Annotated in this window: 9 protein-coding genes; 7 read left to right on the top strand and 2 right to left on the bottom strand. The window is 62.0% G+C overall.

What is annotated here, in order from left to right; genetic code table 11:
- Positions 1–388: 388 nt before the first annotated feature.
- The 5 genes from CO667_RS08070 (at position 389) to CO667_RS08090 (ending at position 6,780) form a co-directional block, all read left to right on the top strand.
- A complete protein-coding gene (locus tag CO667_RS08070) occupies positions 389–3,634 on the top strand; it encodes a helicase-related protein (protein ID WP_097618096.1) in 3,246 nt (1,081 codons plus the stop codon).
- A 2-nt stretch (positions 3,635–3,636) separates the two neighbouring features.
- Complete coding sequence (locus CO667_RS08075) at positions 3,637–4,041, top strand: RNA-binding S4 domain-containing protein (protein ID WP_097617882.1); 405 nt, start codon at positions 3,637–3,639, stop codon at positions 4,039–4,041.
- Positions 4,042–4,235: 194 nt separating this feature from the next.
- Positions 4,236–4,574: a ferredoxin FdxA gene (fdxA, locus tag CO667_RS08080; RefSeq protein WP_097618099.1), complete on the top strand. Its 339-nt coding sequence runs from the start codon at positions 4,236–4,238 to the stop codon at positions 4,572–4,574.
- 394 nt (positions 4,575–4,968) lie between these two features.
- Entirely contained in the window at positions 4,969–5,541 is a 573-nt protein-coding gene (locus tag CO667_RS08085; RefSeq protein ID WP_007825443.1) for a CarD family transcriptional regulator, read from the top strand.
- Positions 5,542–5,916: 375 nt separating this feature from the next.
- Positions 5,917–6,780 carry an RNA polymerase factor sigma-32 gene (locus CO667_RS08090; protein WP_012559312.1) on the top strand — a complete coding sequence of 288 codons (864 nt, stop codon included), beginning with the start codon at positions 5,917–5,919 and terminating at the stop codon, positions 6,778–6,780.
- Between the two features lie 166 nt (positions 6,781–6,946).
- Here the strand turns inward: CO667_RS08090 and CO667_RS08095 are convergent, their stop codons facing one another.
- Together CO667_RS08095 and CO667_RS08100 are read right to left on the bottom strand one after the other, a co-directional pair.
- The gene (locus CO667_RS08095) at positions 6,947–8,491 is read right to left on the bottom strand and encodes a M48 family metalloprotease (protein ID WP_097617883.1); all 1,545 of its coding nucleotides are present in this window, start codon (positions 8,489–8,491) and stop codon (positions 6,947–6,949) included.
- 389 nt (positions 8,492–8,880) lie between these two features.
- Positions 8,881–10,419, bottom strand: a complete 1,539-nt coding sequence (locus CO667_RS08100) for an MDR family MFS transporter (RefSeq protein WP_097617884.1) — start codon at positions 10,417–10,419, stop codon at positions 8,881–8,883.
- Positions 10,420–10,535: 116 nt separating this feature from the next.
- Between CO667_RS08100 and CO667_RS08105 the strand changes: the two genes are divergently transcribed.
- The gene (locus tag CO667_RS08105) at positions 10,536–11,063 is read left to right on the top strand and encodes a MarR family winged helix-turn-helix transcriptional regulator (RefSeq protein WP_097617885.1); all 528 of its coding nucleotides are present in this window, start codon (positions 10,536–10,538) and stop codon (positions 11,061–11,063) included.
- A gap of 97 nt (positions 11,064–11,160) precedes the next feature.
- A complete protein-coding gene (locus CO667_RS08110) occupies positions 11,161–11,817 on the top strand; it encodes a thiamine diphosphokinase (protein ID WP_179874092.1) in 657 nt (218 codons plus the stop codon).
- Position 11,818 lies beyond the last annotated feature (1 nt).

Raw genomic sequence — 11,818 nt, forward strand, 5'->3', positions numbered from 1 at the left:
CCGATTCGTTCCGGCTTTGGTCGAGAGGTTAATTTCCGGGCGGATTTTCGCCTGCTGAAGACCGGGCTGAGATCGCCGATCACGACCGCGAACATGCGAAGGGGAGAGAGTCTCGCGATTCAGCATCTAGTGGGAAAAAGTGATTCAAAATCAATACTTAGCCGTGAACAAAAGCTGAATCGCCGGGAGTCAGCGATTCGTCGCTGATTCGTTCTCAGGCTGTTCCGAATCGCACATTCGGATGTTCCGCGAGACTCGCAAAGGTCGTAATCGTCGACGCATTTTGAAATCTGCCCTTGCGTTTGCGGCGGCAGCTGTCCATGTGTTCTTTGGCTTCTATCGAGAAGCCGAGATTTTTCTGGGGCGCCCGCCTCTTTTGCATGGACCGATGATTCTGACTTCGCAGCCGATGATTCTGAGTGGACGCGGTGTGACCGCGGTGCTCGGGCCGACCAATACCGGCAAGACCCATTATGCCATCGAGCGCATGGTCGCGCACGGGACCGGCGTGATCGGCCTGCCGCTCCGGCTGCTGGCGCGCGAGGTCTATACGCGGGTGGTGGAGAAGGTCGGCGCGCAGAATGTGGCGCTTGTTACCGGTGAGGAAAAGATTTCGCCGCCGAATGCGCGTTTTTCGGTCTGCACCGTCGAGGCGATGCCGCGCGAGACCAAGGCCGCCTTCGTCGGGATCGACGAGGTACAGCTCGCCGGCGATCTCGAGCGCGGCCATATCTTCACCGACCGCATCCTGCATCTTCGCGGCCGCGAGGAAACGCTGCTGCTGGGCGCGGCGACGATGCAGCCGATCCTGCAGCAGCTCCTGCCCGGCATCACGATCGTCGAGCGGCCGCGGCTTTCGCATCTTTTTTATGCCGGGCAGAAGAAGATCACCCGGCTGCCGCAGCGCTCGGCCATTGTCGCCTTCTCGGCCGACGAGGTCTATGCCATCGCCGAGCTCATCCGCCGGCAGCGCGGCGGCGCGGCGGTCGTGCTGGGGGCGCTCAGCCCACGCACCCGCAATTCGCAGGTGGCGCTTTATCAGGCGGGCGATGTCGAATATCTGGTGGCGACCGACGCGATCGGCATGGGCCTCAACCTCGATGTCGATCACGTCGCCTTCGCCCAGGACCGGAAATTCGACGGCTACCAGTTCCGCAATCTCAATCCGGGCGAACTCGGCCAGGTCGCCGGGCGCGCCGGTCGGCACGTGCGCGACGGTACCTTCGGCGTCACCGGCCAGGTCTCGCCCTTCGACGAGGAGCTAGTGCAGCGCATCGAGGGGCACGAATTCGACAACGTCAAGGTTTTGCAGTGGCGCACGACCGAGATGGACTTCTCCTCGATTCACTCCTTGCGGACAAGCCTGGAGGCAGGGCCGCGTGTGCCGGGGCTGACGCGGGCGCTGCCTGCGGTCGACCAGCAGGCGCTGGAACAGCTGTCGCGCTATCCCGAGATTATCGGTCTTGCCGACCGGCCGGCCCGCGTCGAAAAACTCTGGGAGGCTTGCGCGCTTCCCGACTATCGGCGTATCACCCCGGCACAACATGCCGATCTTATCTCCACCCTCTTTTCCGATCTCGTCCGCTATGGCACGGTGAACGAGCAGTTTCTCGCGGAGCAGGTTCATCGCTCCGATCGGACAGATGGGGAAATTGACACGCTTTCGGCGCGAATCGCGCAGATAAGGACCTGGACCTACGTTTCGAATCGGCCTGGTTGGCTTGCCGATCCGACACATTGGCAGGAAAAGACGCGGGAAATCGAAGATCGATTGTCCGATGCGTTACATGAGAGGTTGACGAAACGCTTTGTTGATCGCAGGACATCTGTGCTCATGAAGCGCCTGAGAGAGAATGCGATGCTGGAAGCTGAAATCAGTGTGAATGGCGATGTCTTCGTTGAAGGACATCATGTAGGGCAATTGAGTGGATTCCGTTTCACGCCGGTGGCGGGAACGGACGGACCGGATGCCAAGGCGGTTCAGGCTGCGTCGCAGAAAGCGCTCGCGCTCGAATTCGAGGCCCGTGCGGCGCGAATTCATGCCGCCGGCAACAGCGACCTGGCGATCGGGGCGGACGGGTTGATCCGTTGGATCGGCGACCCGGTGGCGCGGCTTTCGGGCAGCGATCACATCATGCGTCCGCGCGTGATTCTGCTCGCCGACGAGCAGTTGACGGGCAATGCCCGCGATCATGTCGCCGCCCGGATCGAGCGCTTCGTCAATCATCATATCAGCACGGTGCTGAAGCCGCTCGATGATCTGTCGCGCGCCGAAGACCTGCAGGGTCTCGCCAAGGGGTTGGCCTTCCAGCTTGTCGAGAATCTCGGCGTGCTGTTCCGCCGCGACGTCACCGACGAAGTGAAGTCGCTCGACCAGGAGGCCCGCGCCTCCATGCGCCGCTACGGCGTGCGCTTCGGCGCTTATCATATTTTCGTTCCGGCACTGCTGAAGCCGGCGCCGGCCGAGCTCATCACGCTGCTCTGGGCGCTGAAGAACGACGGTTTGGACAAGCCGGGCTACGGCGATCTCATTCCGGTGCTGGCCGCCGGCCGCACCTCCGTCGTCACCGATCCGAGCTTCGAGCGGATGTTCTACAAGCTCGCCGGCTTCCGGTTCCTCGGCAAGCGTGCCGTGCGTATCGACATCCTCGAACGGCTTGCCGATATCATCCGTCCGCTGCTGCAGTGGAAGCCCGGTCAGAGCAACCGCCCGGAGGGCGCCTATGACGGCCGCCGCTTCACGACGACGACGGCGATGCTGTCGATCCTCGGGGCGACGCTCGAGGACATGGAAGAAATCCTCAAGGGCCTCGGCTATCGCGCCGATGCGGTGAAGGCGGAAGAGGCATCGGCCCATCTTGCGACGCAGGATGCGGCCTCAGTGCCGGCTGCCACCGAAACGCCTGCGGACGAGACGGCCGAAAAGGCCGATCACGACGACGCCGACGGGGCGGCGGAAGAGACTGCTGTCGAGCCATCCGCGACCGAGGCGGTTTCGGCTGTTGTCGACACGGCTGTGACCGAAGCGGTCGAACCCCGCGCTCCGGCCGAAGCGTCGGCTCCGACGGAGGCCGTATCCGCTTCTGAGGAAGCGGTGTCGGCGCCTGAGGAAGCAGTGCCTGCTTCCGGGGAAGCCGGCGAGCCGGTGGAACCGAAGCCGGTTCTTCTGTGGCGTCTCGGCGGCCGCAACGACAATCAGCGCCAGGCGCGCGGCGGGCATGGCGAACGCCGTGGCGGCCAGGGTGAGCAGCGCGGTCAGAACCAGGAACGCGGCGACCGCAATCGCCGGCCGGGCGGCGGTGAAGGCGGCGAGGGCAATCGCGGCGGCGAAGGCCGCGACAACAATCGCAACAACCGCGGCAAGGACGGCGGCAATCGCGATGGCGGCCGGCCGCAGCAGGCAAGAGGCGACCGCAACAACCAGCCACGGGGCGATCAGCCGCGCGGCGACCGGCAGGACCGTGGCGATCGCAAGGATCGCGGTGACCGCAACGATCGTAACGACCGCAACAACAACCGCGGCGGTTCGCAGCCGCTGCGCTTCGAGGCGAAGCCACCCCGCAAGGAGAAGCCGATCGATCCGGATTCACCTTTCGCCAAGCTCGCGGCTCTCAAGGAGCAGATGAAGAAGTAATCATGAGCGGGGAGACACAGCCGATAAGCGGTTCGCGCCAGCGCATCGACAAGTGGCTGTTCTTCGTGCGCATGGCGAAGTCGCGCTCGTTGGCGCAGAGTCATGTCCAATCGGGCCATGTGCGCATCAACGGCGAGCGCTGCAATCATCCGAGCCAGATGGTCAAGCCTGGCGACCGTATCGAGCTGACGCTGGAGCGGCGGGATCTGGTTCTCGTCGTGCGCCTCGCCGGCGAGCGGCGCGGCCCCTACGAGGAGGCCCGCCTGCTCTACGAGGACCTGTCGCCGCCGCCCGATGAGGCAAAACGTCTCACGCCTTATGAGCAGGCGACCCGGGCGACTGGCGCCGGCCGTCCGACCAAAAAGGAAAGACGCGCAATCGACAGGCTGATGTCGGACGAGGATTAGAAAACTCTGTCTGCGCTGGCCTCTTTTGCAGATCGTTTATCCTTGAAATCCGGCGCCAAAGCCGATAGGTCACTGACAACCTGCCGGAAGCGTGCTTGCCGCCCAAGCCTGCCCACGCTTTTCCTCCGGCACGGGGATAGGCGCGACGTTCCAGGTTGCCCGGCCCCATCCGTCTGGAAATCCTGGAGTTCTTCATGACCTATGTCGTGACCGACAACTGCATCAAGTGCAAATACACAGATTGCGTGGAAGTCTGCCCTGTCGACTGCTTCTATGAGGGCGAGAATTTCCTCGTCATCCATCCTGACGAATGCATCGATTGCGGCGTCTGCGAGCCTGAATGTCCCGCCGAGGCGATCAAGCCCGATACCGAGCCGGGCCTCGACAAATGGCTGAAGATCAATACCGAATATGCCACCATCTGGCCGAACATCACGGTCAAGAAGGACCCGTTGCCTGAGGCCAAGGAAATGGATGGCGAGAGCGGAAAGTTCGAGAAATATTTCTCCGAGAAACCCGGTTCCGGCGATTGAGACAGCGCCCACATTCGGTCGCCGCATTCGGGCGGCCGCTGCGCGAAATGGTTTAAAAGCTGCGTGAGGCATATGGGTGACATGTGTTGCCCGCATGACTCAAGCGAAGCAAATTATTGATTTCCTCATATTTTTATGATAGGTTTCGTCTACTGTTCCATTTGTGGCATGACGCATGCCCAAAACCATCACGAAAGCAAAACAAATCCGTACGCGGTTTCCGTGACATATCAACGCTTTGAGCGCCGGGTCCCAAGATCGTGCGCGAGAAGTTCTTTGCTTTTGCCCGATGGGATCAGAGTGAAGTCACCCGACGGATACTACCGTCTCACCCGGGCCTGACTGACCCGGCTCCGGCCGCCGCCGGAAGCGTAACAGGGAGTTTTTGAATAGAATGACGACTCAGCAGAAAAAGCCTTCCACAGCACGTCATGGCTTCAAGACCGGTGAATCGATCGTCTACCCCGCTCACGGCGTCGGTACCATCACCGCTATCGAAGAGCAAGAAGTTGCCGGCATGAAGCTCGAACTTTTCGTTATCGATTTCGAAAAGGACAAGATGCGGCTGAAGGTTCCGGTCGCGAAGGCGATGAGCATCGGTATGCGCAAGCTTTCGGAAACGGATTTCGTCGAGCGTGCATTGAAGGTGGTACAGGGCAAGGCGCGCGTCAAGCGCACCATGTGGTCCCGCCGCGCCCAGGAATATGATGCCAAGATCAATTCCGGCGACCTGATTTCCATCGCTGAAGTCGTGCGCGATCTCTATCGTGCCGAGAACCAGCCCGAACAGTCCTATTCCGAGCGTCAGCTTTATGAAGCTGCACTCGACCGCATGGCGCGCGAAATCGCCGCCGTCAACAAGATGTCGGAAACCGAAGCCGTCCGCCTCGTCGAGACCAATCTCAACAAGGGTCCGAAGCGCGGCAAGGTGATCGAAGAGGACGATTCGCAGGACGAAGCCGCCTAAGACGATCCTGTTTTTCCATCAAAAAAACCCGGCCTTCGCGCCGGGTTTTTTTATTGGAACTTTTTCCCGACTGCCGCGTTTAACACACGTAATTGTGGACTGCTCGCCGGGCAATGCCTCGACGGGCGAGTTGCTATTCCGTCAATGTTCGATGAGGAGCGGATCATGCCTTTCCAATATTGCCCATCCGGCAACGTGAAGAAACAGGTCCAGCCCAGCCGTCTTCGCGGCACATGATGAGAAATAGGGCCTCCCTCTGAAAAGTCCAGGGGCGAGGCTTTTGCATTCAAAACCCCTTTCAATCCGGACAGCGATGTTCCGGCAGGTGAGTTTTATTGTTCATTTGGGGCGAGAGGCCTGTTTCAGGAGATCGAAATGAAGAACATGTCTGCAGATCGGCGCATGATCAAAATCGCGATGGCCGCCCCTTATCTTGCCCGTCAGGAAGAACATGATCTGGCCATCCGCTGGAAAGATCACGACGATCGCGGCGCGCGCAACCAGATCGCCATGGCCCATATGCGCCTCGTCATATCCATGGCGGGCAAGTTCCGCAATTTCGGCCTGCCGATGAGCGATCTGGTGCAAGAGGGTTATGTCGGCCTTCTGGAGGCCGCCGCCCGCTTCGAGCCGGAACGCGATGTGCGCTTTTCCACTTATGCCAGCTGGTGGATCAGGGCTTCGATCCAGGATTATATCCTGCGCAACTGGTCGATCGTGCGCGGCGGCACGAGCTCGGCACAGAAGGCGCTCTTCTTCAATCTGCGTCGTCTGCGCGCCAAGCTCGCCAAGGGCGACACACAGCTGACGCTGCAATCCATTCACCAGGAAATCGCCGCGGCGCTCGGCGTCAGCCTCGCCGATGTACAGACCATGGATGCCAGGCTTTCCGGCAACGACGCCTCGTTGCAGGCGCCTTCGGTCTCCGGCGACGCCGAGAGTGCGGAGAAGATGGACTTCCTCGTCAGCGACGATCCGCTGCCGGACGAGCAGGTGTCCAACATGATCGACGGCGAGCGCCGCCGCGTCTGGCTCGCCTCGGCGCTGAAACATCTCAACGAACGCGAGATGAAGATCATCAGCGCCCGGCGTCTGGCGGAAGACGGCGCCACGCTCGAAGAACTCGGGGCCGATCTCGGCATTTCCAAGGAACGTGTGCGGCAGATCGAAAGCCGGGCGATGGAGAAGCTCCGTAGTGCGCTCGTCAGCGCCGATCCGCATATGGCAGCCTACGCCTGAATCTAGAGCGGTTCAGCTTTTAACGGAAGCGCCGAACCGCTCTATCTCGTTGTTTTTACGCAATTCCCGGCAAAAGCGTTTCACGCTTTGCCTGGCAAAACTGCTCAGTTTTGCGCGACATATTCCCTCCAGCAGCACAGACTGCCCGGCGCGAGCCGGGCTTTTTTTACTCGGCGATGATTTTGACGCGATCGCCTGGGGAAACGGCTGCACCCGTGGGCAGGGCGTTGATGAGTTTGAAGAGATCGAGCTTGCGGTCGGTGCCCATCATCCGGGCGGCGAGCGTCGAGATGTTTTCACCCGGCCGGACGGTGACGACGCGGATGCGCAACGGCTTCAGCGAGGCCGCCTCTGTCGGCGTCATGCGCCGGAAACTCGCGCGCAGGACATTGGCCGTCGGCTCAAGGGCGTCGCTGCCTTTCGGCACGGCGGTCAGGAAACGGAAAATTTGCGAATTGTTGCGGATCACGGTGACATCGAAATCCCAGCGGTCGGCGCTGGCGCGCGCCGTGGCTGCTTCCATGCCGTTGATGGTGATCGGCTGAATGGTCGACGGGTCGAGGCCGGTCACCCAGCCGCTGGAGATGTAGTTGGTGAGGCTCTGGTTCTGATTGTCGGCGACGCCATCGAAGCGGACGGCGATGTCGTTCGGGCCGGTCGCCATCACGGCTTCGACCTTGTTGTCGATGTGGAAATCCGGCGGCACGTCGAAGCGGATGCCGAGGCCGCCGTGCAGGAAGGTCTGACCGCGCACGTAGCCTTCCTCCGGACTGTCGCCGTAGAGCAGGCCGTCTATGCCGTCGAGATAATAATCGCGGCCCTTGTCGCCGACGGCGCCTTCCTGGCCGAAGGCGCGCGCATGGGCGCGGGCGAGCTCGATGCGCTGCGCCGAATTCGGGTGGCTCGACAGGAAGTCGAGGCTCTGGTCGGCTTCGGGATCGACGGACATGAAGCGGCTATAGGCCGCCATCGAATCGAGGAAGCGGGCGGCGGAATACGGATCGTAGCCGGCCTCGCCGAGCATGCGCACGCCGATGACATCGGCCTGCAATTCCTGCTGGCGGGAGAAGGCGGCGAGCCGCAGCTTACCGCGGGCAAGCGCCTGCTTGCCGGCGATGTCGCTCGAAAGCACCTCGGCGACGACACGGCTGGCGATGACCTCCGCCTCTTCGCGCTTCTGCCGCTCGATGCCGTGATTGGCGGTCACATGGCCCATCTCGTGCGACAGCACGGCGGCGACTTCTGAGGCATCATTGGCCAGGGCGAGCAGGCCGCGGGTGACATAGAGATAACCGCCGGGCAGCGCAAAGGCGTTGATGGCAGGCGAATTCAAAATGGTGATGCGGTAGGACTGGCTCGGATTTTCCGACACCGCCGTCAGCGCGCCGGCGATGCGGGCGACGAGGCGCTCGGTCTTGGCGTCCTTGTATTCGCCGCCGTAGCTTGCGACGATGCGCGGATGTTCGCGGGCCCCCATCGCCGCGCGCGGGTCGTTCTTCTGTACCTCGTCGACGATCTGTGGATTGGAAGACGGTGAGACGGTCGGCTGATAGGATTGCTCGATCAGCGGCTGGCAACCCGTCATTCCCATAGTGATGGCCGAGAGCAGCATCAGGCGACGCGCGAAGCGCCGCGGCGCGGAGATGGCATCACTGGAAAGCGCGGGCGATTTCCACGTCGTCAAGCTTTCCAGTCTGGTTCTCCGCATCATGTCGCTATATTGCCGGTTTACCGCAGGTTCGGACCGACCGTGGCAAGGAGAATTCAACAGGTGCGCACCCCTGATCTCGCACTGCACAATCGGCCGATACAAGTCCTTGCTGTAGCTGATTTACGCATCGGTTGCATAGCGAGACTCTGTTTAAATGTGGCGCCGTTGCATTTTGGCAAGCCTCCGGCAGTGAGGCCTCCCTTCGCTCGGATGAAATTATGGCGAAAGTTCCGTCACAAAGCGGAGATTCGTCAATGGCGCGGAAAAAGAACGGGCCGATTGAAGTAACCGGCCCGTTGGCGACGACAATGCGAGAAAATTGCAATCCCTGATGATTGTCCCGCGGAAAGAGCGCCTTGTGATGAAGTATTCCGCGTGTACGATTCGGGTTATTCCGCGGCTCCCGCCGTCGTCGCTTGCGGGATCTTCGCCTCGCCGGCGCGGGGCAGCTGCACAGGCTTCAGCATGATGGCAGCCACAAGGCCGATCAGCGCAATGGCGCAGGCAGTCATGAAGAGCGGCGAGAAGGCGGCGGCATAGATATCGGCGACGGCCTGGCGGCTCGGCTCGGGAAGGGCAGCCATCATCTTCGGCGTCAGCTGCTCGATATCGGCGACACCGGGAATGGAGACGCCGACCTTGCCGAGCCCATTGGCGATGATGGCGCCATAGATGGAAATGGCGATCGACGCGCCGCCCATGCGCGACAGCGTCACCGAGCCGGTGGCGGCGCCGACGTCGCGCGCCGGTGCTGCATTCTGGACGCCGATGATGGGAACCTGCTGGGCAAGGCCGATGCCGATGCCCTGCAGCATCATGATCGCGCCGATGAAGGCGATCGGCGTTCCCGCATGGACCTGCGACAACAGCGCAAAGGCCGTGGCGCTGCAGGTGAGGCTGGCGATGGCGAACGGCTTGTAGCGCCCCGTCTTCGAGATGATGCGGCCTGCCGTCAGCGATCCGCAGACGAGGCCGCCTGTGAGAAGGATGAAGAGCAGGCCGGCGGCGGAGGGCGACAGGCCGGTGGTGGTCTGCAGGAAGAGGGCGAGATAATTGACCATGCCGATGGCGATGGCGCCACCCATGAACGAGATCACCAGCAGCAGGCTGAAGGTCGAATTGCGGAAGAGCTGCAGGGGAACGATCGGCTCCGGCGCGCGGCGCTCGGTGAATACCCAGGCGATGGCGCAGATGACGCCGAAGGCGACGATGCCGATACTCTGGGGCGAGATCAATGCGCCGAACAATTCGCTGCTGTCGGTGGCAAGCACGATACTGGTCGTCGTCAGTGCGAGCAGGAGGGCGCCGGCATAGTCGATCTTGGGGCGGCGATGCGGTTTGCGATAGGGCAGCATGAAGGCAAGGCCGGTGAGCACGATGAAGCCGATCGGCACGTTGACCAGGAAGATCGAGCGCCAGCCGAAAAGATCGCTCATCGTGCCGCCGAGCACCGGGCCGATCGCCCCTGACGCCATCAAAACGAGGCTGGAATAGCTCTGGTAGCGCGCCCGCTCGCGCGGCTCGAACAGATCGGCGTTGACGGCGAAGATCGACACCATGATGCCGCCGCCGCCAAGGCCCTGCAGCACGCGGGCGGCGATCAGCGTGTTCATCGAGACTGCAAGGCCGCAGACCGCGGAGCCGACGGTGAAGATGGTGATCGCCGTCATCATCACATATTTGCGGCCGAAGAGATCGCCGAGCTTGCCATAGACCGGCATGACGGCGCTCAGCGACAGGAGATAGGCCGAGCCGATCCAGCCGAAGCGCTCGAGATGGCCGAATTCGCCGACGATCGTCGGCAGCGCCGTGGAAACGATCTGATTGTCCAGCGTCGCCATGAACATGGCCGTCATCAGGAACAAGAAGAGGATAAGCCGGCGACGAGGATCCGTCACGAGCGGCGCAGGCGCGAGTTGCATGTCCATGGGAGCATCATTCCGGGTTTGCTGATCTTTTATGTGCTAACAGCATATATCTGTCAATGGCACATTAATGACATTGGCATATTCAAATTCGGAAACGGCTCTGTTATGGTTCAGTGATGAGCGACGTGCTGACCAAGACTATTCCCACGCAACCGGCAGAGCCGGATGAGGAAAATGTGCCTCGCATCGGCCGGAGCATGGGTCGTATGCGGTTGATGACCGGGCGACGGTTGATCGGCCGGCTGGCGATCCAAAGCGCCGCACCGGGTCTCGAGCTTTCGCATCTCGATGTTCTCGATGCCGTCCGCCGGGCGCAGCCTGCCGGCGAGGTCACGGTCGGCATGATCGCGGAGATGCTGCGCATCGACCCGTCACGGGCAAGCCGGGTGGTGGCCGACATGGTCGGGCGCAACGTGCTGCGCCGCGAGGCTTCGCAGGCCGATGCGCGGCGGATTGTCGTCGTCATGACCGAGGTCGGCCAGAATTTGCTTGCTGAGATCGTCGCGCAGAAACTGGCGATCATCTCCGAGATCGTCTCCGACTGGCCGGAGGAGGATGTCGAGCGCTTCGCAGCGCTTTTCGAGCGTTTCATCGGCGGCTACGAGGCGGTCTTCCTGTCGCGTGACAAGGATACGCCGGGTTAGCGTATAAGCGTGAAAAGAAGACGCACGGCGCTGTAACGCAAACGACGCCGGATCGCCGGCGCCCCTTCCCCTCGACCCCCGGTTTGCGCTAAGGGCAATGCCCATGAGCCCATCCACCTTCACCATCCTCCTTGGCGGCGAACTCAGCCTGACGGAGCGCCTGCGCCATGCCGTCGGCAACAGCCGGTTCATTGCGGCCGATGGCGGCATGCGGCATGCGCTGGCACTCGATATTACGCCGGAGCTCTGGGTCGGCGATTTCGATTCGACGCCTGATGATCTCGAGGGTGCCTTTCCCGATGTGCCGAAACAGCCCTATCCCGCGGCAAAGGCGGCGACCGACGGCGAAATCGCCGTGTCGGAGGCGATCGCGCGCGGCGGGCGGCGGCTGATCCTGGCCGGCGCGCTCGGCGGCGAACGCTCCGACCATGCGCTTCAGCATCTGCTGTCGGCCGTCAGCCTGGCGGAAAGGGGCTTCGATGTACTGCTGACTTCGGGCAAGGAAGAGGCGGTGCCGCTGCTTGCCGGCACGATCGAGCTGGATCTTCCCCAGGGCAGTCTGTTTTCGGTGCTCGGGTTCAGCGAGCTGACCGGGCTTTCCATCGAGAATGCGCGTTATCCGCTGGCCGATTTCCATCTGCCTTTCGGCGCGTCGCGCACCATTTCCAACGTCGCGGAAGGCAAGGTTTGCTTTTCGCTCATCAGCGGCCGGGCGATCGTGCTCGCCCGGCCCTATGATCTTTCCGGAGTCTGAT

Source organism: Rhizobium sp. L43 (assembly GCF_002531725.1).
Classification (GTDB): Bacteria; Pseudomonadota; Alphaproteobacteria; order Rhizobiales; family Rhizobiaceae; genus Rhizobium.